This window comes from Corynebacterium sp. HMSC073H12 (genome assembly GCF_001837775.1).
GTDB classification, from domain to species: Bacteria; Actinomycetota; Actinomycetes; order Mycobacteriales; family Mycobacteriaceae; genus Corynebacterium; species Corynebacterium amycolatum.
In genome coordinates this window covers 323-26,580 of record NZ_KV834040.1, presented here as the reverse complement: position 1 = coordinate 26,580, position 26,258 = coordinate 323, and the positions used below count along the sequence as shown (strand labels likewise).

Here is a 26,258-nt window from a genome sequence, read left to right as displayed (position 1 = left end):
ATTAATTCAGTACTCGCGATGGCAGGGGAATACCGCCTAACGTTATCGCGCGCGGGAGAATCGACTTAGTAGAAAGCACTAGCGCATGATTCGATCTGAAGACGACTACCCCAACCGTGGAGGGGGGTATGACTTCGGCGAACGTGCTTACCGAATTACATCCCGTGAGCGCAGAGACCAAAGTCGAGTTCGGGATGGTCAGCGCAGCCGGAGGCTCGATGCTAATACCAACCGAAGCGTGCCCCCGCGCGAAAAAATGCGCATTAGTAATAAGGACTTCATCCGGCGTCGCAACTGGCTGCAGTTTATAGGCGCTATCGCAGTCGTAGTGCTGGTCTCCCGTTTGGCTTGGGTGCAGCTCGTCGCAGGTCCTGACCTTTCTGCGGCGGCGCAGAATCAGCGCACGGTCGAAGTTGTTGATGCAGCTCGGCGCGGTGCGATTCTCGACCGTAATGGAGCTCAGCTTGCCTTTACGATGGAGGCACGCAGTATTACCGTGCACCCGAACACTTTGCGCAAGTGGATTGGGGACGCACATAAGCAGCGCCCGGATGATGTCGATACCTATGATGAACGCCTCGAGCAGATCGCCAAGGATTTGCCGAAGCTACTCGACGTGGCCGACATCGACGCGGAGAAGTCGGGAAGCAGTCGCCGTCGTCAAGCGGAACCCGAAACCGAGGAGAACTCGGTGATGAGCGCGCCGTCCCGGGTGAGCTCGAAGGACATTCTGGAGAAGCTGCGCAATGAGGACAGCACCTACGAGGTGCTCGTGCGTAATGTCGATCCGGATAAGGCCGCTGCCATCGTGGAAAAGTATCCGGAACTGGTGGCGGAGCGTCAGGATATTCGCCAGTACCCGAATGGGGCGACGGCGGCTAACGTCATCGGCAAGATTGGCATGGATGGTGTCGGTCAGTTTGGCTTTGAAGCCTCTCGTGATGCCACTTTGCAGGGTATTAACGGTGGCAAGACCATTGATATCGCCTCCAACGGTGTGGCAATCCCGGGATCCACGCGCGATGTTCACGCGGCTGTGGACGGTACGACATACGAGCTGACCCTGGACCTAGACATGCAGTACTTTGTCCAGCAGCAGGTCAACCAAGCGAAGGCTAACTCGGGAGCGAAAGATGCGTCGGCAGTTGTGCTCGACGCGAAGACCGGCGAAGTGCTAGCAATGGCGCAGGCGGACACGGCTAACCCGAATAAGGATATGGGGGCCGAGCTCGAAGAGGGGCGCACTATTGGTAACTCCGCTGTATCGAACCCATTTGAGCCGGGTTCTGTAGCAAAGATTATTACCGCCGCGGCCGCCATCGAAGACGGCAAAACCACACCGGATGAGGTTCTACAGGTCCCGGGCACTATTGATATGGCGGGTGTCACCGTGCGCGATGCATGGGACCACGGCACGGAAGCTTTCACGACGACCGGTGTATTCGGCAAGTCCTCCAACGTCGGCACCCTAATGCTGGCAGAGCGTTTGGGTCAGGACCGCTTCGCTGAGATGCTGCACCTCTTCGGGCTGGGGCAGTCCACGGGTATCGAGTTGCCCAGTGAATCGTCCGGCTTGGTGCCGCAGCGTCCGCAGTGGTCCGGCGGTACGTTTGCGAACCTGCCCATTGGTCAGGGTATGGCCATGACACTGCTGCAGATGACAGGAGTTTTCCAGGCAATTGCCAACGATGGCGAGCGCATCCCGCCGCGTATGATTCGCTCGACAATTTCCCCGGACGGCACGAAGACGGCAACGGAGCGCCCGGAAACAGTGCGTGTGGTTAGCCCGGAGACCGCACAAACCGTGCGCGCCATGTTTGAAGGCGTTATGCAGTCTGATCCCACGGGGCAGCAGTCGGGTACCGCTGCCGGCAATAGTATTGAGGGATACTCGCTCACAGGCAAGACAGGTACGGCGCAGAAGGTCGACCCCGACACCGGCGCGTACTCGAATTCCAAGTACCACATCACGTTTGCAGGCATCGCGCCTGCCGACGATCCCCGTTTCGTCATTGGCATCATGCTTGACGAACCCCAGCGTGGTGTCCATGGTGATGGCGGCCAGTCAGCGGCCCCGCTGTTTAAGGACATCGCCGCTTGGGCGCTTAACCGCTACAACGTACCGCCGTCGCCACCCCGCGAGGGCAAGTTGTTGCTGCAGCCGTAACGAGGTCACCATCACAATGAAGTTACAGCGACAGCACTAATACCCAGATTTTTATTACTTTGGTTTCTGCAAAGTGAATCTCTTGAATTTTTCCAACCTGTTGTACACCAACGACTGACTTGAAAGAGGGAACAGCCAATGACCGCCACCCTTGCGAAATTGTGTAACCTCGCGCATGGCCGACTTGACGGCATTACCGAATCCGCGGCGGCAGGAACGGATATCGCCGCAATCGAACTCAACGCTGCCGACGTACCTGAAGGCGGAATGTTTGCTGCCGTCCCAGGTACTCGCACGCACGGTGCGCGCTACGCGCAGCAGTCGGCTGCTACAGCGATTCTGACTGATGAGGAAGGTCTGAGAATCCTGCGGGAAGCAGGGGAGACTCGCCCAGTCCTGGTCGTCGACGATGTCCGGGCTGTCATGGGGCACGTTGCTGCAGAAATCTACGATCACCCCTCGGATTCACTGACCATCATTGGGGTTACCGGTACCTCTGGCAAGACCACCACGACCTACATGCTGGAGGGCGCGCTGCTGGCAGCTGGATGCTCGACAGGCATCATTGGTACTACCGGCACGCGCATCAATGGCCGTGCCGTTCCGTCGAGCCTGACTACCCCAGAGGCTCCGGCCCTCCAGCGCCTGTTCCACCAGATGCTCTCCGAAGGCGTGACGCACGTTGTCATGGAGGTTTCGTCACACGCACTGTCGCTGGGGCGTGTAGACGGAGTCAGTTTCAACGTCGGATGCTTCCTCAACCTCTCGCAGGATCACCTGGACTTCCACAAGACCTTGGAAGAGTATTTCCAAGCCAAGGCCAAGCTCTTTGATCCCGCAGGTCCGACACACGCACCGAAAGCTGTCGTGTGCATCGACGACGACTGGGGTGTCCGCATGGCGGATATCGCTGCCGGCGACCCGGATGTCCAAGTCACCACTGTCCACACTCAGCATCGCGTAACCGACAAGACACCAACTGCCGAGGTTTTTGCAGAATGGCACGCCGCTGCAGCGACCGTCACCACTAATGGTGTCCAGCATGTGGAGCTAACGCGAAATAACACTGACACAGTTGAGGTGGAAGTTCCTCTTCCTGGCGCCTTTAACGTTGCCAATGCCGCAGTTGCGTGGGCTGTGCTCGCTGCGATTGGGCATGCCAATGACGCGGCCAAGAGCGGCCTGGCACAGGTTCGTGTGCCGGGCCGGATGGAGCGCATCGATCGCGGACAGGACTTCCTGGCTGTGGTGGACTATGCCCACAAGCCAGCCGCAGTAGCTGAGGTGTTGGCCACATTGCGTGCACAGACCGAAGGTCGCGTGTTGGTTGTCGTCGGCGCCGGTGGCGACCGCGATAGCGCCAAGCGTCCAATTATGGGAGCTGAGGCTGCTTGCGGTGCCGATGTCGTCATCATCACCGATGACAATCCACGCTCTGAGGTGCCCTCTGAAATCCGTGCGGCCGTGGTCGCTGGTGCGAAGGAAGCCGTTGCCAGCGGCAAGACCAGTTCTGACACGGTTGTTGAGGAAATCGGCGATCGTGGCCAGGCAATTCGCCGTGTCGTCGAGCTCGCCCGCAGCGGCGACAGCATCGTGGTGGCAGGCAAGGGACACGAAACCGGCCAGGATATCGGTGGCGTGATTCACCCGTTCGATGACCGTGAACAGCTGGCCGAAGCACTCGCACAGCGACTGGACGGATTCGCTGATTGAGATTGCCGAAATCGCTGAGGAAGCACACCACCTGACATGCCTACCGCGAACCAGTCGCGGTAAGCGAATAAAATCAAGAAATCATCCTTTACTAGGCGCCTGGAACTCTAACCAACAAGGACTATAGACATCATGATTGCCCTGACCGTCGCGGAAATCGCTCACATCGTGGGAGGTGAACTCGTCCACGTCGATGATGACGCCACAGTGACTCAACCCGCAGAATTCGACTCCCGAAAGATCCGCGAAGGCTCGCTCTTCCTCGCCCTGCCGGGCGCGCGGGTCGACGGCCACGACTTCATCGATCAGGCTGTGGCAGCTGGAGCGACGATGGCACTGGCGGCACGAGATGTTGGGCAACCTGCGGTCGTCGTCAAGCCCCTTGGTAAGCAGGACTCCAATGCTGACGCATTTGCACACGATCCGGACGGGTCCGGGGCGGCGGTGCTGGAAGCGCTTGGTAAGTTGGCGCGTTACGTCGTCGACGAGCTGAAGAAGGATCAGCTGCATGTCGTCGGTGTGACGGGTTCGGCGGGAAAGACGTCGACGAAGGACATGATGGCGACGCTGCTGCGTACCGACGGTCCGACGGTGGCTCCGAAGGGGTCGTTTAACAACGAAATTGGGCATCCGTACACGGTGCTGCAGTGCGCTCCGGAGACGAAGTACCTAGTTGCGGAGATGAGCGCGCGCGGAATTGGGCATGTGGCCCACCTGGCGCGCATCGCACCACCGACGATCGGCGCGGTGCTCAATGTTGGTACGGCGCACCTTGGTGAGTTTGGCTCGCGCGAGGTAATCGCGCAGGCTAAAGGCGAGCTCGTGGAAGCGCTGCCGGCTGCGGAGCAGGGCGGTGTGGCTGTACTCAATGCCGACGATGACTACGTCACTGGCATGGCTCCACGTACCCAGGCGAAGGTGGTGTTCTTCTCTGCCGATGAGAACTCCGAACGCCACGCAACCGCGGATTACCGCGCCACGAATGTGCAGCTCGACGATTTTGCTCGTGCGTCCTTTGACCTGCATATACCGGATGGGCGTACATTCCCGATCCAACTGCAGGTCTATGGTGCGCACCAAGTGGCCAATGCCCTGGCGGCGATTGCGGTGGCAGTGGAGTCCGGTATTGATGCTGAGCAGGTCGCAAAGGCGATGGCCGCGCATGTGGCAGCGTCGGAGCGGCGCATGGATGTCCAGCAGCTCACTGGCAATATCGTCGTTATTAACGACTCCTACAATGCCAACCCTGATTCGATGCGTGCGGGGATTGATGCTCTGGCTCGAACAGCAGCTGGCCCAACGCACCAGGCCGCCTCATCGTGGGCGGTGCTGGGACAGATGGGTGAGCTTGGCGATTCCGCTGAGAATGAGCACTCGTCACTGGGCGAGTACCTTGTGGGCCGCGGTATCGATCGACTAATTGCAGTCGGAGAGAGTTCTAATGTGCATGCCCTGGCCGACAAAGCCGAAGAGTTGGGGTTAAATACTTCTAGGGTGCCGGATACATCCGCTGCCGCGGATTTGGTGGCGGCTGAGGTGCGTCCGAACGATGTTGTGTTAGTCAAGGCCTCCTACGCGGACGGTATGTGGCGGGTCGCGGACTCGCTAGCTGCCAAGGTTGGAACTGCGCCCGAAGGTGAAAGCGGAGAGGAAAAGTAAGTGATTCAACTTATTCTCAGTGGTGCGATTGCATTCCTGGTGAGTGTCTTTTTAACACCAGTGCTTATTCACAAATTCTCTGCTGAAGGTCTTGGCCAGGAGATTCGTGAAGAAGGGCCGAAGAGCCACCTGCGCAAGCGGGGAACTCCGACCATGGGCGGCATCGCCATCATCGCCGCAATCGTCGCTGGCTATTTCCTCTCTCACCTCGTCACTTATATCCAGACTGGCGTGGGGCCGTCCGCCTCCGGTCTGTTGGTCATGTTCCTGGTTCTGGCGATGGGTGCACTGGGTTTTGCCGATGACTTCATCAAACTCTACAAAGGCCGCAACCTGGGGTTGAACAAGACAGCGAAGCTAGTGGGGCAGCTGGCGGCAGCGTTGATTTTCGGCGTACTGTTGCTGCAGTTCCCGGATGCGTCAGGCTTGACGCCGGGTACGACGAACTTGTCGCTGATTCGAGATATTCCGTTCCTGAATCTGGCTCCGGGGCCGGTGTGGTTCGGCATGATTGTCTTCCTGGTATTTGTCTTCATCGTCATTGCCGCATGGACGAATGCCGTCAATCTCACTGATGGCCTGGACGGCCTGGCCGCTGGCGCCACCGCGCTGCTGCTGGCCACCTACACGCTGATTTCCTTCTGGCAGTTCCGTAACTCCTGCGAGGCTTCGCTGGGTAGCGGTTGCTACGACGTCCGCGATCCACTGGATATCGCCGTTATTTCCGTCGCGGGTCTGGGCGCCTGCTTGGGCTTCCTGTGGTGGAATGCAGCGCCGGCAAAGATCTTCATGGGAGATACCGGTTCGTTGGCTCTTGGCGGTTTGGTAGCGGGTCTGTCATTTGTCACCAAGACTGAGCTGCTGATGGTTATCATTGGCTTCATCTTCGTGATGGAAGTTGCTTCCGTGGCAATCCAGATCGCGGTTTTCCAGACGACTGGCAAGCGCGTATTCCGCATGGCTCCTCTCCATCACCACTTCGAAAACGGAGGTTGGGCGGAGACAACTGTTGTCGTTCGCTTCTGGCTACTCGCAGGCATTTTCAACATGATTGGTGCAGCCATCTTCTACAGTGACTGGCTCTCTCAGGTAGGCGTATTTCAATGATTAACTCACCAGACCCGACCAACCTCACCGATATCCGAAACCTCGACTTAGTCGCTACGGTGCGCTCTGGTCGAGTTCTGGTGGCAGGAGCCGGGGTTTCCGGTCGCGGTGCCATTGCGATGCTCAAGGACATCGGCTGTCCGGAAGTTGTCGTCGTGGACGACTCCACTCTCGGCGCACTGGTTGCCGCTGACTTTTCGGTTCGGCATGTCACGACCGCAGACGCTCGCGACGAGCTTGCCGACGCGGTTGCGATTGTGACCTCCCCGGGGTGGCGTCCGACCAGTCCGCTGTTCGACGCTGCCGCTGAGGCCGGTGTCCCGGTATTCGGCGATGTGGCGCTGGCTTTCGCTGGTGACTGTGCCCAGCTGTGGGGGCCGAAACGTACCTGGTTGGTAGTCACCGGCACTAACGGCAAGACCACAACTACTTCCATGCTGGCCGCCATGCTCGGGGAGCAGGGCGCAGCTGTGGGCAACATTGGTGTGGCTCTGTACGATGCACTGACTGCTGAGCCTCGTATCGAGGTGTTGGCCGCAGAGCTGTCCAGCTTCCAACTGCACTGGGCGCCGAATATTCGCCCAGATGCGGGAGTACTGCTGAACCTGGCGGAAGACCACATCGACTGGCACGGTTCTTACGAAAACTACGGTCTGGACAAGACCCGTGCGCTGCGTGGTGCTGTCGCAATCTACGGCGCGGATGACGCCGATGTCGTCGAGCACGTGGAAAAGATGCTGAAAAACGATGAGCTCGGCAACTCCGTCGTGGGCTTCACCGATGGTCCCCCGGAGGCACACCAGGTCGGAGTTCGCGATGGCATGATTGTCGACCGCGCTTTTGGCGGTGGCGATGCCGCAGATGACAACTCTGAGCCGGGCATTGCCATCGCACCGGTAGCGGGAATTTCTCCTCCCGGCCGGGCAGGTGTTCTCGATGCGGTGGCCGCCACCGCGATGGCGCGCAGTATCGGTACATCACCTGAGCAGATTGCAGCGGCACTGGAAGCTTTCGAAGTCCGCGCGCACCGCGGTCAGATCGTCCATAAGGCAAATGATGTCGTGTGGATTGATGACTCCAAGGCCACCAATCCCCACGCTGCCGACGCGGCACTGTCCGGCCATGAGCGTGTTGTTTGGATTGTCGGTGGCCAGCTCAAGGGCGCGGAAATCTCGCCGCTAGTGGCGAAGCATGCTCATCGCCTGCAGGCCGCCGTGGTTCTGGGCGTCGATAGGCAACTAGTCAGCGATGCGCTCTCCCGCATCGCACCTGCTGTGCCGGTCGTTGTCATCGATGACACCGACAAGGTCGATGCCATGGCGAAGGTCTGTATGGCAGCTAGTGAATATGCCAATCCGGGGGACGTGGTGCTGTTGGCACCAGCTGCCGCCAGCTTGGACATGTACTCCGGTATGGCTGAACGCGGCGACTTGTTCGCGCAATGGGCGCAGAAGGTGACATCAACTGATGGATAACTCCCGCAAGGCTCGTAATTTAAGCGCTAGCGCCGCGACAGCACAAAAGGGGACGAAGGCCACCAAGTCACAACAGCCCTCGTCGTCAAGCACTAGTACTCGAGAGCGGCCGGCGTGGGTGGAGCGTTTTAACGACTGGAAGTCGCGCCCGCTGTTCGACTACCACCTGCTGATGATTATCGTCGCGCTGCTGACGTCCATCGGCCTGGTGATGGTGCTGTCGGCATCCATGGCCAGTGCGGGTAACGACTCGGGCAGCGTGTGGTCGGTGTTTATCCGCCAGCTGGTCATGGTGGTGGCGGGTCTCATCTCCATGTGGATTGTGCTGCGAATACGGGTGGAGCTGATTCGCTCGCTATCGACGGCAGCGCTGATTTTGTCCTTTGTACTTCTGGTTTTGGTGATTATCCCCGGCATCGGCATTGGCCTAGAGGAAACCGGTGCGCGTTCGTGGCTGAGTATTGGTGGGATTACCATGCAGCCATCAGAAATCGCGAAGATTGCGCTGGCATTGTGGGGCTCGAAGCTACTGGCTGAGAAAGTCCGCACTGCTGTGTCCTACACCGATTTGTTTGGGCTGTTTGGCGCGGTCAGCTTCGTGATATTGGCACTGGTGATGCTACAGCGTGACCTCGGCATGGTTGCTTCCATGGCGTTCGTCGTGGTGGCGTTGGCGTGGTTTGCTGGCCTGCCGCGAGTCTTTATCACCGGGCTTCTTGCTGCAGCGGCTTTTGCCATGGTGATTTTCACCGTCACCGCGGGTTTCCGTTCGGCGCGAATCAGGGTCTACTTGGACTCGCTGCTCGGTAACTTCAACGACGTGCAGGGCGATGCCTACCAGTCCTACCAGGGCTTTCTTTCGCTTGCCGACGGATCTCTCACCGGTGTCGGTCTCGGTCAGTCGAGCGCGAAGTGGGGATACCTACCGGAGGCGAAGAATGACTTCATTTTCGCCATTATCGGTGAGGAGACTGGTTTCCTCGGCGCGCTGATGGTTATTTTGCTCTATGCAGCGCTCGGCTGGGTGGGACTTCGTATCGCCGGTCGCCAGAACGATCCGTTTCTCCGTTTGCTCGCGGGCACGATTACTGCTGCAACCGTGGTGCAGGCTTTCATCAACATCGGCTACGTCGTTGGTGCGTTGCCAGTGACTGGTCTGCAGCTGCCGCTGATTTCCGCCGGTGGTACATCGGCGATGGTGACGTTGTTCTCTATGGGGCTGCTGGCCACATGTGCCCGCCACGAATCGGAAGCAGTCTCTGCAATGCAGACTTCGGGCCGTCCGGCGCTGGATAGGTTCCTGGGTATTCCGGAGCCGATTCCGTATGACGAATCGCGTCGCCACGCGCCGAAGGTGCGTGCCCATCGCGATCCGCAACGCTTCGGCCCTCCCGTGGTGACCAGTGGAGCGCGTACTCCACGCGGCGAGGGGGCGCAGGTGCGGGAAACCTACAGCGGCCGAGCTGACCGATTCAATCGGGCCGGCCGTAGTGGAGGCAGCCGCAGTGGTCGAGGTGCAGCTCCGCAGCGTGGCTCCCGAACCTCCGGCAGCTCCGGAAACTCGGGCAGCGTTCGTGGCCGCGAAGTGGATTATTCCTCTCGTAGTGACAACGGACGGGCTTGGGGATTTACAGCGAGGTCGCCGCAGGCTGGACGGTCACAGGGCTCCTGGTCGTCGTCAAGCTCAGGTCGGGGCAGTAGGATTCGGGGCGAAGGCCGTGGCGGACAGTCGCGTTCGCGCCAGCGCCCGGGCCGAAACAATAGGAATGGCGGTTCAGCACCGCGGAGGAGGAATCGATAACACCATGGCAGACAAGAATCTGGGCGCAGCCGCTGGGGCGAAAGGCGCTTCGGAGTCTGAGCAGTTTCTCAAGGAAGATGGCTCTGCTCCGACCATCGTGGTGGCCGGCGGTGGTACGGCCGGCCATATCGAACCCGCACTGGCAGTGGCGGATGCGATTTTGAACCTGCAGCCGGAGGCCCGCGTCATTGCACTCGGTACGAATCGGGGGTTGGAGTCGACCCTCGTACCGGCGCGAGGCTATGACCTGGAGCTGATTCCGCCAGTGCCGGTGCCGCGCAAGCCGACTGCGGATTTGTTCAAGCTGCCTCTCAACGTCGCTCGTGCGGTGCGTGAGACCCGCAAGGTTTTCAAGCGTATTGACGCTGATGCGGTCATCGGTTTTGGCGGCTACGTATCGGCACCTGCCTACATGGCGTGTCGTGCGGGGAAGAAGATTCCGTTCCTGGTTCACGAGGCCAACGCCCGTGCGGGTCTGGCCAATAAGCTCGGTGTCGCACTCGGTGGCGTCGGCCTGGCCGCTGTGACCGGTTCGGGTCTGAAGGCCGAGGTCGTCGGCAATCCCGTGCGTGCCAGCCTCGCGGCGCTGGACCGCGACGCCAAGCGTGCCGAAGCCCGCGAGTTCTTCGGTTTACCGCAGGAGGGACCGGTGCTCTTTGTCACCGGTGGTTCGCAGGGGGCGCGTTCTATCAACGAAGCTGTCAGCGGTGCAGCCGCAGAGCTCGCCCAGGCCGGTGTATCCGTACTGCATGCCTACGGAAAGAAGAATCACGTCGAGGTCGAGTCCATCCGCGAGGATGCCCCCTATGTCGCTGTGCCGTACATCGACCGGATGGATCTGGCGTACTCCGCCGCTGACCTGATTTTGTGCCGTTCCGGTGCGATGACGGTAGCTGAAGTCTCAGCTGTCGGCCTGCCTGCGGTGTATGTACCGCTGCCACACGGAAATGGGGAACAGGCACTCAATGCCACCGATGTCATCGATGCTGGCGGCGGCATTCTCATCGCCGACGAGTCGCTGACTGCGGCATCAGTTTCGGATATCGTAATTCCGCTGGTCACGTCCCCTGAAAAGCTTGCCGACGGGCGCCGCGCCCTGGCCAACATCGGACATGGTAACGCTGCGGAGAACATCGCCCGTCGGGTGCTGTCTGCGGCTGTGAACTCTAAGAAGTAAAGCGAGCATAAACATGAACGTTAATTTCGATGGCTTTCAGCCGGTAACGGGAGAGCTGCCCGCAAGTGTCCACATGATTGGCATTGGCGGTGCCGGCATGTCCGGTATCGCTCGCATCCTGTTGGCGCGTGGCATTCGTGTTACCGGTTCCGATGTCAAGGAGTCCCGCGCGGTGGTGGGACTGCGTGCGATGGGAGCCACCATCGCCATTGGCCATGACCGTGCGAATCTCGAGCTGGCCGGTGAGGGAGAGCTGCCGGAGGCAGTGGTCATTTCCTTCGCAGCTATTCCGAAGACGAATCCGGAGCTGGCCGGTGCACATGAGCTGGACATTCCGGTGCTCAAGCGTTCCGATGTGCTAGCGCTGTTGATGCAGGACTCCAGGGCTCTTCTGATTGCCGGTACTCACGGCAAAACCTCTACTACGTCGATGACCGTCGCCGCTTTGCAGGCAGCCGGTTTGGATCCGTCTTTTGCTGTTGGTGGTCTAATGAGCAAGGCCGGCGTCAATGCTCACCAGGGCAGCGGTGACGTCTTTGTTGCTGAGGCCGATGAGTCGGATGCCTCGTTGTTGACTTACCAGCCGCAAGTGGCCGTAATTACCAACATCGAGCCCGATCACCTGGACTTTTTCGGGGACGACGAGACCTACTACGCCGTCTTTGACGCTTTTGCAGAGCGCATTAAGGATGGCGGTCATCTGGTCGTCTGTGCTGAGGATCCGCATGCGGCCGCATTGGGCGAGCGCGCGGTGGAACGCGGCATTAACGTGCTGGCTTATGGTGGGGAAGAAGCCTTGGCTGAACACCCGACGCTGCCGGTCGGTGCCGTTTTGCACGGCTGGACTCCCGTCGGTGGTGGCGCCCGCGTGGAGGCCACCGTTGGTTCGACATCGGTGAGGTTTGAACTGCATCAGCCCGGCCGTCACATGGCGCTCAACGCGCTGGCCGCAATGGTTGGTGGCGACTGCGTCGGGGCAGATTTGGGGCGTATGGCGCGCGGTCTTGGTGAATTTACCGGTGTCCGTCGTCGCTTCGACTACCACGGCACTATCGGCGAGGGGTCATTTGTTGGCGCTCGTATCTACGATGACTACGCGCATCACCCGACCGAGGTCTCCGCAGTTCTCGGTGCAGCTCGGGAATTGGTCACCGAGGCCGGTCGTGGCAAAGTCATCGCTGTTTTCCAGCCTCACTTGTACTCGCGTACTCGCAACTTTGCCGACGAGTTCGCCGCCGCCCTGTCGCTGGCGGACAAGGCCGTTTTGCTCGATGTCTTCGGTGCCCGCGAGGAGCCACTGCCGGGTGTCGACGGTGCGCTCATCGCCAACAAAATGACCATCCCTGTGACGTATGAGCCGCATTTCGCCAGCGTCCCGGCTCGCGTCCGCGAAATCGCCGAACCGCACGATGTCATCTTGACCATCGGCGCTGGCTCTGTGACGATGCTTGCCGACGAAATCGTGCGCGAGCTCAGCGGAGACAACGACGAACAGGTGGAGTCGTAGCACTGTGAAAACCAGCCGAAAGCAATCTCAGCAGACCGACGGTGCCGACCAGGGCACAGCCGTGTCGCGGCGACAGCGTTCAGCGCGCGCCCCGCGACGTGGCTGGCTCATCGGCGGTGGCCTGGTCGCGATTATCGCCATCGTTGCAGCGGTGGTGTGGTTTTCGCCGTGGCTGGTTGTGAAAAACATTGATGTTGAAGGCGTCGTCCACGGTGATAAAGACGCGATTGTCGAGGCCAGTGGTATCTCCGAGAATCAAAAGCTCATTCGCTTGGACACGGAGGCCTCAGCGCGCTCCGTGGCGGGGCAGCCGTGGGTCGACAGCGTGACTGTCAGTCGTTCGTGGCCACAGAGCGTGACTATTTCGGTGCGGGAATTTGCTCCTACGGTGTTTATCCGTGCCACTGACGGAGAGCACCTGTTTTCCGCAAATGGCCAGGAGTTCGTCACGGCAGCCCCACCGCCGGGTGTCATCGAGGTTGTCGATGCACCTCGCGTGGATGAGCCAACAGACGGCAAAGTTGACCCCGAACCGCGCGTTATCAAGGCGGTTTTGAACGTCGTCAAGGCGTTGCCGGAGCCCGTCGCACACCGTGTGGAGCGGATTAGCGCGCCTTCCGAGGCAGAAATCAAGCTATTTCTGACCGATGGATACGAGGTGTACTTCGGGTCCTCGGATAATGCGGCAGAAAAGGCCCGTGCGACGGAAATTGTGCTGAACCGTGGCGAGAAGATTTGGAATGTCTCCAACCCCCGACTACCCGCTGCTAAGGGAGAGTAGAGAATGGTGGTGTCTGGAGTGATTTCTGTGGCTAAACACTATCCCTCAAGTGCAGGTTTAAGGTAGCGACACGCGCTAAAAGGTCGCTGAATTATTTGCAGTTTTCGACCACAATGGGGTCAACAGCTTTTCGGCCATGATGCACTTCTTCCGTGCGGTGTCATGGAGAGCTGTACTGCCCGGCGGTGCCAATGCTGTCGTGCAGCCCATGTGCAACGTGGCTAGATGAAATTATTTAGGACCTATAGGAAAGGGCGAGAAACGCGCAATGACCTCCCCGAATAACTACCTCGCCGTTATCAAAGTCGTCGGTGTCGGCGGCGGTGGCGTCAATGCTGTCAACCGCATGATCGAGGAGGGGCTGAAGGGTGTCGAATTTATCGCAGTCAACACCGACTCGCAGGCCCTGATGTTCTCCGACGCTGATGTCAAGCTCGACATCGGGCGTGAGGCAACTCGTGGTCTGGGAGCTGGCGCTAACCCCGAGGTTGGCCGCACCTCTGCAGAAGACCACAAGGACGAGATTGAAGAGACCCTCAAGGGCGCGGATATGGTCTTCGTCACCGCTGGTGAGGGTGGCGGAACGGGTACCGGTGCAGCTCCGGTTGTTGCGAGCATCGCCAAGAAGTCCGGTGCCCTGACCGTTGGCGTGGTCACCAAGCCGTTCGACTTCGAGGGCAAGCGCCGTGCGCGCCAGGCCGCTGAGGGCATTGAAACCCTCAAGGAGGTCTGTGACACCCTTATCACCATTCCGAACCAGCGTCTGCTGCAGATTGGTGAGCAGGATCTGTCCATGATGGACGCATTCCGCTTTGCCGACGAGATTCTTTACAACGGTGTCCAGGGTATTACTGACCTGATTACCATTCCGGGCATGATTAACGTCGACTTCGCCGACGTCCGCTCGGTAATGGCGGAGGCTGGCTCGGCTCTGATGGGCGTTGGCTCTGCACGTGGTGATGACCGCGTGATGAACGCCGCTACTCAGGCCATTAACTCCCCGCTGCTGGAGTCCACCATGGATGGTGCACAGGGTGTGCTTATTTCCGTCGCCGGTGGCTCCGACCTCGGCCTGATGGAGGTCAACGCCGCCGCGTCCATCGTGGAGGAAAAGGCTGACCCGGATGCCAACATCATCTTCGGTACCATCATCGACGACAACCTCGGTGACGAAGTTCGTGTCACTGTGATTGCTACCGGTTTTGAGCAGGGTAACGGCAATCCGTTGGACAAGCCAGCCGCAGGTGGTGCTGCACGACCGGCTGCACAGGATGTCGAGGCGCGTCCGGCCGCTGAGCAGGCGCCGCGCCAGGGCAGCGCACTGCCGGGCGGTGACAACCTCGGCGCTCCGGCTCCGCGTGCGGAGGAAGAGCGTCCGGTCGCACAGCCTCGCGAGCGTGAGGATCGCGACCGCTTTGTCCCGCGCACCAATCCGAACAGTGGTGGTCTGTTCACCGACAACCCGACACCGCGTACGCAGGAAAACCGCAACTACCGTGGTGCTCACCGTGACGATGACCGCGATGATCGTCGTGGTGGCTACCAGGCCTCCAGTGACCTGCCGGAGTGGGGCTTCTAAGAAATCATGACTGAATCCCGCCGCAGCCGAAAAATTCTGACGAATCGGCGCGGCGGGTTTTCGCTGCCACCATATGATTCCTTCAATCTTGGAGATCACGTCGGCGATGACCCGTCCGCAGTCGAACGCAACCGCCAGCGCTTGGCCGATTCTCTGGGAATCGACCGCGCCCGCTTCGTCTATATGGAGCAGCTTCACACCAACACGGTCACCGTCGTCAACGAACCACAAACTGAGCCTGTCCCGGCTACTGACGCCATCGTCACGACCACGCCGGGTCTCGCGCTGGTAGTGCTCGTTGCCGATTGCGTTCCCGTCTTGCTTTCCGACGATCATGCGGGTGTCGCCGCTGCGGTACACGCGGGGCGGACCGGTGCCCGCAACGGAATCGTTCGTAAATCTGTCGAAAAGATGATTGAGCTCGGTGCCACGCCCGAGAATATCCATGCGCTTCTCGGTGCGGCGGCTTCTGGGCACAATTACGAGGTGCCTGAGTCGATGGCCGATGACGTCGATAAGCACTTGCCCGGAGCGAAGACGCGAACGAAGCAGGGGACTGCCGGTGTCGACGTGCGCGCCGGCCTGTTGCGTCAGCTCTATGACCTCGGAGTGCGGCATGTCAACGTCGAGCCCAGCTGCACTATTGACAATGAGCAGTACTTTTCCTACCGGCGGGAGGGAAAAACTGGCCGTCAGGCGGGCATCGTGATCTTGCCTGAGTAGGACTAAGTTTCAAAGTTGTAATTTTGGCTCGCCAAATTTGCGCGTGTCTATGCGATATTGCTGACCCAGCCGGTAGGTTGTGGGTAGCACAGACTTAAATTCGCACACTAAGAAGGATGTAGCAGAAGATGGCTGATTTCTTCCGTGGGGTTTCAAATTTCTTCGGTCTTACCCCGACTGATGACGCGGCTTACGACGAGCACTACGACGAGTTTGACCGCCGTGATGAGGAGCGTTTTGATGACTCCTATGCCGACTCGCGTCGTGCGGAGCGCCACCGCTACGAGCTGCGCGAAGAGGCTCCACGTGAGGCTGCAAGTGTGAATTCCCGCGAGGAGGACTACCGCTACGGCAACCTGCACTCCGTTGCTGAGACCAAGGAACCAGAGCAGGTCTTTATCAAGCCGGAAAGTGGTTTCCAGGACAAGTACTCCAAGGCTCCGGACATCGGTTCACACTTCCGCGACGGTGACATCGTCACCTTCGATCTGAGTGAGCTCGACCCATCTGAGGCTAAGCGCTACGTCGACTTCGTTGCTGGACTGGTTTTCGGTCTGCGCGGCCGGATTAAGGCTGACGGCTCCGTGTTTACCCTGTACCCGCACGGCTGCGATGTCAACGAGGGGCAGTTCGACCGGATGTCCGGCTAGTCAGCCGGCTCGCATGACTTGTTAGTGTTTCGTATTTCGATTAATTAGCTAGACTGTTTATTCGTGTCTTCACTACTGCTAGTTCTGCTAATCCTGCTGAAGCTTTTCACCTATCTGCTGTTGGCTCGCATCGTGATTGAAATGATTCAGTCATTTTCTCGCTCCTGGCGACCAGGCAGGGTGTTTTCGTCGGTTGGTGAAGTTATTTTTGTCATCACCGACCCGCCGGTGAAGCTGTTGCGCCGACTCATCCCGCCTATGCCAATGGGCAACGTGATGGTGGACATGTCTGTGCTTGTCCTGTTCTTCATCCTTATGATTCTGCGAATGGTGCTGCAGGTGGCTCTCGGCGCAGTGGCGTAAATACCGCTAACTGTTCGCTTGGGGTTCGCAATGTGGATTTCGGTGGAGCTGTGTTGTTTTGACTGTCCCGAATGTGATGTTCTCGGGCATTGAATTGCTGCCGGGGGTGTTAATCGGGGGCAATAATAGGAACCCGTTGGGGAATGCAATCCCCAACGGGTTTTTGTTGTGTCGGGGGTAAAGCTCTGTGGCTAAAGGTGCAGGGTAAGGGCGAGGTTTAACGTTTTACTAGAACTTTGCCACTGGTTAGAACGTGGGAGATAGAGTCCTGCCCAGAATAAATGGGGTGAGGACTGTGACTAGAGCAGGTAGGATTGGCCGGGTAAACAGTACTACTGGAAATAATTCTCTTAAGATTTCTTAAGAACTGTCCGCTCAAAGTGTTAGGGGAACTCACCATGCCGTTGACTCCGGCTGATGTGCATAATGTGGCTTTCAGCAAGCCTCCGATTGGCAAGCGTGGTTACAACGAGGATGAGGTCGACCAGTTCCTCGACCTCGTGGAGGACGCACTGGGTGAGCTCCAGGATGAAAACGCTGAGCTGCGCCAGCGCGTTGAGGACCTTGAAGGTCAGCTAGAGCAGGGTGGCAGCGCAGACTACGCCGCTTCCGGTGCTGCCGCGGTGACGCCGGCTGTCGATGAAGACAAGCTGCGCAAGGAAATTGAGCAGGAGCTGCGCGCTGAGTACAACGAGCGCCTGAACGCTCAGCAGCAGGAGATTGAGGCTCACTACCAGGATCGCCTGGATGCTCTTGAGAAGCGTGCTTCTGAGGCAGAGGCTTCGGCACAGCAGGCTTCCTCCGCATCTGCGGTGCAGCCGCAGGCAGTTGCAGCAAGCACCGGCACTGAGTCGCAGGAAGTTAGCCTCCGTGCTGCTCGTATCCTGCAGGCTGCTCAGGACACCGCCGATCGCGTCACCACTGACGCCGACGCTGAGGCCAACAAGCTTGTCACCGAGGCTCGTGAGAACGCTGACCGCACCGTGGCAGAGGCCAATGAAGAGGCCGAGCGCACTGTCACCAACGCTCGCAACGAGGCAGACGCAACTTTGGCTGATGCCAAGGAGCGCAGTGAGCAGCTGCTGGCTGATGCCCGCAACGAGTCTGAGTCGACCCTCACCGACGCTCGCCAGCGCAGCGAGCAGATGATCAGCGACGCAGACGCTCGCTCCAACGCCACCATCACCGCAGCGCAGCAGAAGGCAACCGCGCTGCAGGAGGATGCAGAGCGCAAGCACCACGAGATCATGACCACCGTCAAGGAGCAGCAGACCGCTCTGGAGGGTCGCATCGAGGAACTGCACATCTTCGAGCGCGAGTACCGCACCCGCCTGAAGACCTTCCTGGAGTCCCAGCTGGACGACCTGAACTCTCGCGAGTCGGCTGCCCCGGCCGACGGCTACAACAACTAATTTCGTAGCCAACACGTACAAAGCCACCGCGCTTGACCGTCCTAAGAAGGGGAAGGTCGAGCGCGGTGGTTTTTGTTGTCTTCGCCTGTGAAACTCTCGTTCTCAGTTCTGGTCAGGGTTGTAGCAGTTGCCTGAGACACTGCTATACTGACACCCATACGCGCAATGAGCCGGCCATCACCGAGGAGCGTTTCGGAAGAACAGTCCAGCAATAAATGGGCCCAGTAGAACCGAACGGTTTGGCACCGTTACAAAGCCTTATTAAATAAGCGGGCTATCGCGTGAAACCGCATGGTTCTTGTTCGCAAGAGCCGTCGTAAAGCGTGATGCCAAGCGGGGTGGTACCGCGCGAGACTCCTTTTCAGCGTCACCAGTAACAACGCTGACGGGGCTAGGCACGCGTCCCCGTGGTGAGTATTAATGATGTTCGACCACGGAAGTGACGTAAAAACGGTGTCTAATTCGAACGATGTAAATGCCTCTGCTGAGGCCACTCCGGCAGGCGGCGCGTATCCGCGCACTGCTGACTTTGGTAAGTACACGTCGAGCCCGAAGTTCCCGGAGCTGGAAGAAAAGGTCCTAGAGTACTGGGGTAAGGACAACACTTTCCAGGCATCTATTGACCAGCGCGATGGTGCTGACGAATACGTCTTTTATGATGGCCCGCCGTTTGCCAACGGTCTGCCGCACTACGGTCACTTGCTGACCGGTTACGTCAAGGACATCGTTCCGCGTTACAAGACCATGCGTGGCTACCAGGTTGGCCGTGTCTTTGGTTGGGACTGCCACGGTTTGCCAGCTGAGCTGGAGGCAGAGAAGCAGCTCGGTATTAAGGACAAGGGCCAGATTGAGGAAATGGGTCTGGCGAACTTCAACAAGTACTGCGCTGAGTCGGTGCTGCGGTACGCGGGCGAGTGGAAGGAATATGTCACTCGTCAAGCTCGTTGGGTTGATTTTGACGGCGGATACAAGACCATGGACATGAGTTACATGGAGTCCGTGATCTGGGCCTTCAAGGAGCTCTATAACAAGGGCCTGGTCTACCAGGGGTTCCGCGTGCTGCCGTACTCCTGGGCAGAGCACACCCCGCTGTCCAACCAGGAGACCCGCCTGGATGACTCCTACAAGATGCGGCAGGACCCGACCCTGACCGTGACCTTCCCGTTCACCGGCGCCAAGGCCGGCTCTGCAGCGGAGAAGACGCTAGCGGACAACCCGGTGCTCGCTGACACTGCAGCTATCGCTTGGACCACCACGCCGTGGACGCTGCCGTCCAACCTTGGTCTGGCCGTGAACCCGAAGGTCACCTACGCCGTAGTTAAGGTCGGCGAGGATTCCTCCGTGCAGGAGTTTGCAGGTAAGACCTTCCTGCTGGCAGAAGCACTGATTGGTGCCTACGCCAAGGAATTGGGCAAGGAACACGAGGTCGTGGCTACCTTCGCTGGTGCTGACCTGGAAGGTCTGACCTACCAGCCGATCTTCGACTACTTCGCAGATCACCCGAACGCTTTCCAGATCATGGTGGCCGACTATGTCACCACCGAGGACGGTACTGGTGTGGTCCACCAGGCACCGGCATTCGGTGAAGACGATATGAACACCTGTAATGAATACGGCATTGATGTCATCATTCCGGTGGACATGGACGGTAAGTTCACTTCCCAGGTGCCGGAGTACCAGGGCAAGTTGGTCTTCGACGCTAACAAGGACATTATCCGTGACCTGAAGGCCGCTGGCCGCGTCGTCCAGCACCGCACCATCGAGCACTCCTACCCGCACTCCTGGCGCTCTGGCGAGCCGCTAATCTACATGGCACTGCCAAGCTGGTTCGTGTCCGTTACCAAGATCCGCGAGCGCATGGTGGAGCTCAACCACGACCAGATTGAGTGGATGCCGGAGCACGTCCGCGACGGTCAGTTCGGCAAGTGGCTCGAGGGTGCACGTGACTGGAATATCTCCCGTACCCGCTACTGGGGTTCACCGATTCCGGTGTGGGTTTCTGACAACGACGAGTACCCGCGTGTCGACGTCTACGGATCCCTCGACGAGCTGGAGGCGGACTTCGGCGTTCGCCCGACCACGCTGCACCGCCCGGAGATTGACGAGCTCGTTCGCCCGAACCCGGATGATCCGACCGGCAAGTCCATGATGCGCCGCGTCCCGGATGTCTTGGATGTCTGGTTCGACTCCGGTTCCATGCCGTTTGCGCAGTTCCACTACCCGTTTGAGAACAAGGAGTGGTTCGAGTCCCACGCACCGGCCGACTTCATTGTGGAGTACATCGGCCAGTCCCGCGGCTGGTTCTACCTGCTTCACGTCCTGTCGGTGGCACTGTTTGACCGCCCGGCGTTCAAGAAGGTCGTCGCCCACGGCATCGTGCTGGGTGATGACGGCAACAAGATGAGTAAGTCCAAGCGCAACTACCCGGATGTCAACGAGGTCTTCGACCGCGACGGCTCCGACGCCATGCGCTGGTTCCTCATGTCCAGCCCGATTCTGCGCGGTGGCAATCTGATTGTCACCGAGCGGGGTATTCGCGAGGGCGTGCGCCAGGCGCTGCTGCCAATGTGGAACGCATACTCGTTCCTGCAGCTCTACGCCTCCAAGCCGGCCGAGTGGTCGGTGGACTCCGACAACATCCTGGACAAGTACATCCTGGCCAAGCTTGCAGCAACTGTCCGTGCTGTCACTGAGTGCCTGGACAACACCGACATTGCTGCTGCCACCGATGAGGTCCGTCAGTTCTGTGACGCACTGACCAACTGGTACGTGCGCCGCTCCCGCGACCGCTTCTGGGCCGGCGATGTCAAGCACCCAGAGGCGTTCAACACCCTGTACACGGTGCTGGAGGTTCTCACCCGCGTGGCTGCTCCGCTGCTGCCGATGGCCACCGAGGTCATCTGGCGCTCGCTCACTGGCGGCCGCTCGGTGCACCTGGAGGATTGGCCGGACGTCGACAAGCTGCCGACCGATGACGAACTCGTTGAGTCCATGGACATTGTCCGCAATGTCTGCTCGGCAACATCGCGCATCCGCAAGGCCAACCAGCTGCGTAACCGCCTGCCGCTGAAGAAGCTAACCCTGGCATTCCCGGATGCCGAACGTCTGCGTGATTACACCGACATCGTCTCCTCCGAGGTCAACGTCGACAAGGTGGAGTTCACCTCCGACGTGGACTCGGTGGGACGTTTCGAGGTCTCCGTCAACGCTCGCGTTGCCGGTCCGCGCCTGGGTAAGGACGTCCAGAAGGTCATTAAGGCTGTGAAGTCCGGCAACTACGAGGTTGTCGACGGCGCCGTTGTCGCCGATGGTATTCCGCTGCAGGAGGGCGAGTACACCCGCAACCTGGTCGCGATCTCGCCGGATTCCACCGCTGAGGTCGACGGCGTCAATGGCCTGGTCGTACTTGACACCGAACTCGACGAGGACCTGGAGTCCCGTGGCTGGGCTGCTGACCGTATCCGCGGTCTCCAGGACGCCCGCAAGAACGCTGGCCTCGAGGTCACCGACCGTATCTCGGTGAAGCTGCAGGTCCCGTCCGAGCGTGAAGAGTGGGCAAACCGCCACGCTGACCTCATCGCCCGGGAAGTTCTTGCCACCGCTTTCGAGGTCGTCGCTGGCGGAGAGTCGCTGAGCTACGACGTGGCGGACGGCTGCTCGGCGGATATTGCCAAGCAGTAGGGGAGAGTAATCTCAATGCCGACTTCCGGGCGGTGGGTTCTGCACATCGACATGGACGCGTTTTTCGCGTCCGTCGAGCAGCTCACCCGCCCGACTCTGCGCGGGCGACCAGTTCTCGTCGGCGGACTGGGCGGTCGAGGTGTGGTCGCCGGTGCCTCCTATGAGGCCCGCGCGTACGGTGCGCACTCGGCTATGCCGATGGCTCGCGCGCGTCGGCTCATGCCACCGAACGCAGTGACGGTCAGCGGACGCAAGGGTATCTACGGGCCTGTGTCGCGCCGAGTGTTCTCTGTAATTCGCGAGCGCGTGCCCGTGGTGGAGCAGCTCAGCGTCGATGAGGCCTTCATGGAGCCCGAGGAACTGCAAGGTGCCTCGATAGAGAAGGTAATTGCCTGGGCGGAGCAACTGCGGGCAGATATTCGGCGGGAGACCGGCTTGGCCTCGTCGATAGGCGCGGGCGCGGGCAAGCAGTTCGCGAAAATTGCTTCCGGCCTGGCGAAACCCGATGGCGTGTACGTGCTGGACCCCGCACGCAATCACGAGCTACTACACCCATTGCCGGTAGAGAAGCTCTGGGGCATTGGCCCTGTCACCGCTGCAAAACTGCATACGCTGGGCGTGGAGACGATTGGTGATTTTGCCGCCATGTCCCAGCGCGATGTCGAGGTTTCGCTGACATCCAAAACCGGTGTGATGCTGTGGCAGCTGGCGCAGGGGACAGATGACCGGCCGGTTAAGGAACGCGATGTCGCCAAGTCTGTATCGGCCGAGTACACCTATCCCGAGGATTTGGGGTCGCAGGCCCAGCTCCACGCCGCCATCGATCGCGCAGGCGAGTCCGCTTTTCGACGGCTCAAAAAAGATGGCCGTGGTGCCCGCACCATCACTTGCAAGGTGCGTCTGTCCGACCTGAGCATCCATACCCGATCTGAGACGCTCGCCTACGCCACACAGGACTTCGACACCCTCATGGCTGTCGCTCACCGAATCGCGTTCACACCCGCGGAGGTTGGCCCAGTGCGACTGGTGGGCGTCGGTTTCTCCGGGCTGGATTCGCACATGCAAGAAGTTTTGTTTCCCGAGCTCGACCGCACTATCACCGTTGAAGATCGAGTGCCGGCACCTACGCTTTCCGACGCTCCTGCTGGCCTGGTAGAGCTATCTGGAACCGGTGCGTTGCCGACTGTTCGGCTTTCCGACTCCAAGTGGGCACCTACCTCGGATGTGCACCACAGCGAGCATGGCCATGGTTGGGTACAGGGGTCGGGGCACGGGATTGTGACTGTCCGCTTTGAAAGCCGCACCAGTGGCCCCGGGCGCATGATCACGCTGAAGGAGGACGACCCGGAGCTGCGCCCGTGCTCTGCGGTGTGCAGTTTGGACTGGCCGGAGTGGCTGGCATCCGACGAAGCAGCAGCTCTTGATTTGCCGCAACCTGAGCGTGAAAGTGAAGACGAGGTTGGCCCCGATGCGGATGCTTGATGCGGTTACCTGACGTGGCCGTTATCCTCGGTGTCGTTTGCGGCGCTCTGTTTATGCGCTGACCGTAAACTGGGGCACTATGACTACCGAATCCCGCATTGCAGAGCTCGAGGCAGCTCGCCGCGCCTCGTTGCGCAACACTGATCGAGATCCGAATCCGACGACCACACTTCCCGACGACGGTCTGGATAACCGCCAGCGCATGCTGAACGGTCAGTGGTATATCGCCGACCATCCGGAATCGCAGGCTCTGAACGCGCGAATTGGCCAGGTGGCCGCGGAATTTGAGGTCGCATTCCGCGAAGACCAGCAGGCAGCACAGCAAGTGCTAGCACCGGTACTGGGGTCTTTCGGAGAGGACAGCACCGTCCGCCCGCCGATCTACCTGGACTACGGCGATAACCTCCACATCGGCGACAACGTTTTCATCAACTTTGGGCTCACCGCACTTGACGTGGTGAAGGTGACAATCTGCGACTACGCGCAGCTGGGGCCCAATGTGCAGCTGCTTCCACCAGTACACCCACTGGGAGCTGAGGCCCGCGCCGCTTATCTAGAGTCTGGAGATGAAATCATCATCGGGCGCAATGCCTGGATCGGTGGTGGAGCCATCATCCTGGGCGGTGTACACGTCGGCGACAATTCTGTGGTCGCCGCGGGGGCCGTGGTGACAAAGGACGTTCCCGCGGGCGTAGTCGTGGCTGGAAATCCGGCGAAAATCATCCGCATCATCGAGGCGTGAATTAAAACAGCGTCTGCGGATGCACATTCGCAGCCAGCGCGGCAGCGAGAATGATGCGCGCCTGCGGTGCATGCACGCAACCAGCGCTAATCACACCGTGCCGAGCCAGCGTCGCACCGCCACCGGCACCACCGTAGGCGGCGTGGACATCACCACGCGGGACGCGCGTCGCCATCACGACGGTCACATCAGCGGCAATGGCCCGGTCAATGGCGGCGGCAAACTCATCGGAGACATTGCCCGACCCCAGGCCTTCTACGACAATGCCGCGTGCACCGGCGGCGACGGCCGAATCCAGCTGTGATCCATCTGCACCTAAGTAGGCGGGGATAATCTCTACCTTCGAGCCCGCCAAGGCGGCCAGAGGCAGCGGATCTGGACGAACCGGCTCCTCCGGGGCATTAGTGGCAAAAGCCAAAGGATCGGTCGTGTGCCACTTTGTCGCACCTCGCACCGGCAAGACTGCGTGGCCAAAGACAATAAGAGCGCCAATTCCCTGCGCAGAGGCATCGGAAGCAATGGTCACGGCCTCAAAGAGATTCCCCGGTCCGTCGGTTTCCGGATGATCATAGGGAAGCTGTGCACCAGTAAAGACAACCGGACGCGAGTCCGCATGGAAAATATCGGCAGCCATGGCCGTTTCTTCCATCGTGTCCGTGCCATGAGTTACGACGACACCGTCCACGGAGTCGTCGTCAAGCACTTCGTGAATAGCGGCGAGAATACGGTCAACATCGGTGAACGCGAGATTCGACGAGTCCAACATGCCGAGCTCACGAACTTCCAGCTCTAACATGCCCTCTGGATAACGCTGCGCGACCGCCGCGACGAGCTCCGCGCCCGAGATGGTCGGGGTTAGCGCACCGCTGCGATCCGTGGTGCAGGCGATGGTGCCGCCGGTGGTGATGACAATGATTCGGCGAGGGGAGACTGTGCTAGACGAGGCCGAGCTAGAAGAAGCCGAGCTAGCCGGGGAATGATCCTGAGTCGACATGTCCACCATCTTACCCAGGCGATGTTTTGGCCTTGTGTAGGATTATGGAAGGCGTGAAGCCAGCGAATCTTCATGCAGATTTTATTGGAGTAGTGCACATATGAAAGTCCCCTGCAACCAGCGTGTTAGCGGAATACGTTGGCGCACAGCGCGTGGTGTGACAGTAGCGGCGATGGCCTCGGTCAGCGCACTTGGGCTCGCTGCCTGCGGTGGTGGCAATACTGCAGCGCCGACGACTGAATCGAAGACATCCAGCTCGGCGGAACCCGTCATCATGCTGCCGACGCGCGCAGAGCTTAACGACGTCCTCGCACGCCTCATCAACCCCGATCTACCTATCGAGGAAAAGGCGCTGACCATCGAGGACGGCGATACTGCCGGCGATTTCTTCGACATTGTCACCCACAGTGCCAATGAGCAGGAAATCAGCTTTGATGTCATTGACCCGGTCACGCCTGGATTCACCACCAAGCAGGCCGTAGCCGGTGTCAATATCCTCCGTCCGGAGGAAGATCCGATGCTCGTGGAGCAGGTGGATTTTATCCATCGGGATGGCCGTTGGATGCTGAGCAAGGAATGGGCCTGCAACCTGGCATCGACACTTGATCCGGAGCACAAGCCTGGGTTCTGCCTCGCGCCGGGCGAGACGCCTCCGCCGCCACCTGAGCCGGAAGAGGAAGAAACCCCGGTTGAGGAGGCTCCGGTTGAGGAGGCCCCAGCACCGGCTCCAGAGCCCGAAGCACCGGAGCCCGAAGCGCCGGTCGAGGAAGTGCCGCCTCCGCCGCCTCCCGCGCCTGAACCACCGGTTGAAGAGGCACCGCCACCGCCGCCACCGCCGCCGGCTGAGGATGCACCGCCTCCGCCACCACCGGCTTAGGTGCCGTCGGACCAGGCGTTACGGCCCAGTCTGGTCGGGGGCACTGGGCAGACAAAAGAAAGTGTCTAGGTTTATGACAGTTCCGCCCATTTTTTGGGCAGGTAGGTTCATGCGGTGAATGCATCACCACTTTCGACCAGGAGAAGTAGTGAAGCAAACCCGCCGATCGAAATACAGTGCCATCAAACCCATTGCGCTTGAACACATCGCCAACGGGGCATCAGCAAGCGCGGTTGGACGCGATTTAGCGATACCCCAACCAACAGTCAGCCGGTGGGCGCGACAAGCCGGATTGAAGATCCAGCACCAGTCGCACTGCCCGAAGTTGTCGATGATGGATAAGCATCGCGTGATCTACGAGATGCTTA

19 protein-coding genes and 1 pseudogene are annotated in these 26,258 nt (G+C 59.7%); 19 read left to right on the top strand and 1 reads right to left on the bottom strand.

Going from position 1 to position 26,258, the window contains the following annotated elements:
- Positions 1-85 precede the first annotated feature (85 nt).
- The 17 genes from HMPREF2708_RS08805 to HMPREF2708_RS08725 all read left to right on the top strand — a co-directional run bounded on the left by HMPREF2708_RS08805 (position 86) and on the right by HMPREF2708_RS08725 (position 24,019).
- The gene (locus tag HMPREF2708_RS08805; protein ID WP_083321914.1) at positions 86-2,167 is read left to right on the top strand and encodes a peptidoglycan D,D-transpeptidase FtsI family protein; all 2,082 of its coding nucleotides are present in this window, start codon (positions 86-88) and stop codon (positions 2,165-2,167) included.
- Positions 2,168-2,305: 138 nt separating this feature from the next.
- Entirely contained in the window at positions 2,306-3,880 is a 1,575-nt protein-coding gene (locus tag HMPREF2708_RS08800) for a UDP-N-acetylmuramoyl-L-alanyl-D-glutamate--2,6-diaminopimelate ligase (protein WP_070833953.1), read from the top strand.
- 132 nt (positions 3,881-4,012) lie between these two features.
- Positions 4,013-5,539, top strand: a complete 1,527-nt coding sequence (murF, locus tag HMPREF2708_RS08795; protein WP_070833952.1) for a UDP-N-acetylmuramoyl-tripeptide--D-alanyl-D-alanine ligase — start codon at positions 4,013-4,015, stop codon at positions 5,537-5,539.
- Positions 5,540-6,646 carry a phospho-N-acetylmuramoyl-pentapeptide-transferase gene (gene mraY, locus HMPREF2708_RS08790; RefSeq protein ID WP_070833951.1) on the top strand — a complete coding sequence of 369 codons (1,107 nt, stop codon included), beginning with the start codon at positions 5,540-5,542 and terminating at the stop codon, positions 6,644-6,646.
- Positions 6,643-8,121: a UDP-N-acetylmuramoyl-L-alanine--D-glutamate ligase gene (murD, locus tag HMPREF2708_RS08785; RefSeq protein ID WP_070833950.1), complete on the top strand. Its 1,479-nt coding sequence runs from the start codon at positions 6,643-6,645 to the stop codon at positions 8,119-8,121. Before mraY ends, murD begins: the two co-directional genes overlap by 4 nt.
- Positions 8,114-9,922, top strand: a complete 1,809-nt coding sequence (locus HMPREF2708_RS08780; protein ID WP_070833949.1) for an FtsW/RodA/SpoVE family cell cycle protein — start codon at positions 8,114-8,116, stop codon at positions 9,920-9,922. The genes murD and HMPREF2708_RS08780 overlap by 8 nt, the downstream gene beginning before the upstream one ends.
- Before the next feature lie 4 nt (positions 9,923-9,926).
- The gene (gene murG, locus HMPREF2708_RS08775; RefSeq protein WP_049182132.1) at positions 9,927-11,099 is read left to right on the top strand and encodes an undecaprenyldiphospho-muramoylpentapeptide beta-N-acetylglucosaminyltransferase; all 1,173 of its coding nucleotides are present in this window, start codon (positions 9,927-9,929) and stop codon (positions 11,097-11,099) included.
- 13 nt (positions 11,100-11,112) lie between these two features.
- Positions 11,113-12,606, top strand: a complete 1,494-nt coding sequence (gene murC, locus HMPREF2708_RS08770; protein WP_070833948.1) for a UDP-N-acetylmuramate--L-alanine ligase — start codon at positions 11,113-11,115, stop codon at positions 12,604-12,606.
- A gap of 4 nt (positions 12,607-12,610) precedes the next feature.
- Positions 12,611-13,387, top strand: coding sequence for a cell division protein FtsQ/DivIB (locus HMPREF2708_RS08765; protein ID WP_070833947.1), 777 nt, complete (start codon positions 12,611-12,613; stop codon positions 13,385-13,387).
- A gap of 268 nt (positions 13,388-13,655) precedes the next feature.
- Positions 13,656-14,966 carry a cell division protein FtsZ gene (ftsZ, locus tag HMPREF2708_RS08760; RefSeq protein ID WP_070833946.1) on the top strand — a complete coding sequence of 437 codons (1,311 nt, stop codon included), beginning with the start codon at positions 13,656-13,658 and terminating at the stop codon, positions 14,964-14,966.
- A 6-nt stretch (positions 14,967-14,972) separates the two neighbouring features.
- A complete protein-coding gene (gene pgeF / locus HMPREF2708_RS08755) occupies positions 14,973-15,689 on the top strand; it encodes a peptidoglycan editing factor PgeF (RefSeq protein ID WP_070833945.1) in 717 nt (238 codons plus the stop codon).
- A 128-nt stretch (positions 15,690-15,817) separates the two neighbouring features.
- The gene (sepF, locus tag HMPREF2708_RS08750) at positions 15,818-16,339 is read left to right on the top strand and encodes a cell division protein SepF (protein ID WP_070833944.1); all 522 of its coding nucleotides are present in this window, start codon (positions 15,818-15,820) and stop codon (positions 16,337-16,339) included.
- Positions 16,340-16,402: 63 nt separating this feature from the next.
- The gene (locus tag HMPREF2708_RS08745; protein WP_048758934.1) at positions 16,403-16,702 is read left to right on the top strand and encodes a YggT family protein; all 300 of its coding nucleotides are present in this window, start codon (positions 16,403-16,405) and stop codon (positions 16,700-16,702) included.
- Between the two features lie 398 nt (positions 16,703-17,100).
- Positions 17,101-18,114 carry a DivIVA domain-containing protein gene (locus HMPREF2708_RS08740; RefSeq protein WP_070833943.1) on the top strand — a complete coding sequence of 338 codons (1,014 nt, stop codon included), beginning with the start codon at positions 17,101-17,103 and terminating at the stop codon, positions 18,112-18,114.
- Positions 18,115-18,534: 420 nt separating this feature from the next.
- Positions 18,535-21,795 (top strand): isoleucine--tRNA ligase, encoded by a 3,261-nt coding sequence (gene ileS / locus HMPREF2708_RS08735; RefSeq protein WP_141762938.1) that lies wholly within the window; start codon positions 18,535-18,537, stop codon positions 21,793-21,795.
- Between the two features lie 15 nt (positions 21,796-21,810).
- Positions 21,811-23,277, top strand: coding sequence for a DNA polymerase IV (locus HMPREF2708_RS08730; protein ID WP_070833941.1), 1,467 nt, complete (start codon positions 21,811-21,813; stop codon positions 23,275-23,277).
- Between the two features lie 79 nt (positions 23,278-23,356).
- Positions 23,357-24,019 carry a sugar O-acetyltransferase gene (locus HMPREF2708_RS08725; RefSeq protein ID WP_083321913.1) on the top strand — a complete coding sequence of 221 codons (663 nt, stop codon included), beginning with the start codon at positions 23,357-23,359 and terminating at the stop codon, positions 24,017-24,019.
- 1 nt (position 24,020) lies between these two features.
- Here the strand turns inward: HMPREF2708_RS08725 and HMPREF2708_RS08720 are convergent, their stop codons facing one another.
- Positions 24,021-25,022, bottom strand: a complete 1,002-nt coding sequence (locus HMPREF2708_RS08720) for an asparaginase (protein WP_070833940.1) — start codon at positions 25,020-25,022, stop codon at positions 24,021-24,023.
- A 163-nt stretch (positions 25,023-25,185) separates the two neighbouring features.
- On the opposite strand from HMPREF2708_RS08720, the gene HMPREF2708_RS08715 reads away from it, so the two are divergent.
- Together HMPREF2708_RS08715 and HMPREF2708_RS11185 are read left to right on the top strand one after the other, a co-directional pair.
- Complete coding sequence (locus HMPREF2708_RS08715) at positions 25,186-25,890, top strand: WKL family lipoprotein (protein WP_246840400.1); 705 nt, start codon at positions 25,186-25,188, stop codon at positions 25,888-25,890.
- A 148-nt stretch (positions 25,891-26,038) separates the two neighbouring features.
- A pseudogene (locus HMPREF2708_RS11185) lies at positions 26,039-26,258 on the top strand (IS30 family transposase); the annotation flags it as partial.

Coding starts and splice junctions, on each gene's coding strand:
- HMPREF2708_RS08805 (WP_083321914.1), top strand. CDS start 86: ATGATTCGATCTGAAGACGACTACCCCAACCGTGGAGGGGGGTATGAC.
- HMPREF2708_RS08800 (WP_070833953.1), top strand. CDS start 2,306: ATGACCGCCACCCTTGCGAAATTGTGTAACCTCGCGCATGGCCGACTT.
- murF (WP_070833952.1), top strand. CDS start 4,013: ATGATTGCCCTGACCGTCGCGGAAATCGCTCACATCGTGGGAGGTGAA.
- murD (WP_070833950.1), top strand. CDS start 6,643: ATGATTAACTCACCAGACCCGACCAACCTCACCGATATCCGAAACCTC.
- HMPREF2708_RS08780 (WP_070833949.1), top strand. CDS start 8,114: ATGGATAACTCCCGCAAGGCTCGTAATTTAAGCGCTAGCGCCGCGACA.
- murG (WP_049182132.1), top strand. CDS start 9,927: ATGGCAGACAAGAATCTGGGCGCAGCCGCTGGGGCGAAAGGCGCTTCG.
- murC (WP_070833948.1), top strand. CDS start 11,113: ATGAACGTTAATTTCGATGGCTTTCAGCCGGTAACGGGAGAGCTGCCC.
- ftsZ (WP_070833946.1), top strand. CDS start 13,656: ATGACCTCCCCGAATAACTACCTCGCCGTTATCAAAGTCGTCGGTGTC.
- pgeF (WP_070833945.1), top strand. CDS start 14,973: ATGACTGAATCCCGCCGCAGCCGAAAAATTCTGACGAATCGGCGCGGC.
- sepF (WP_070833944.1), top strand. CDS start 15,818: ATGGCTGATTTCTTCCGTGGGGTTTCAAATTTCTTCGGTCTTACCCCG.
- HMPREF2708_RS08740 (WP_070833943.1), top strand. CDS start 17,101: ATGCCGTTGACTCCGGCTGATGTGCATAATGTGGCTTTCAGCAAGCCT.
- ileS (WP_141762938.1), top strand. CDS start 18,535: ATGATGTTCGACCACGGAAGTGACGTAAAAACGGTGTCTAATTCGAAC.
- HMPREF2708_RS08730 (WP_070833941.1), top strand. CDS start 21,811: ATGCCGACTTCCGGGCGGTGGGTTCTGCACATCGACATGGACGCGTTT.
- HMPREF2708_RS08725 (WP_083321913.1), top strand. CDS start 23,357: ATGACTACCGAATCCCGCATTGCAGAGCTCGAGGCAGCTCGCCGCGCC.
- HMPREF2708_RS08720 (WP_070833940.1), bottom strand. CDS start 25,022: ATGGTGGACATGTCGACTCAGGATCATTCCCCGGCTAGCTCGGCTTCT.
- HMPREF2708_RS08715 (WP_246840400.1), top strand. CDS start 25,186: ATGGCCTCGGTCAGCGCACTTGGGCTCGCTGCCTGCGGTGGTGGCAAT.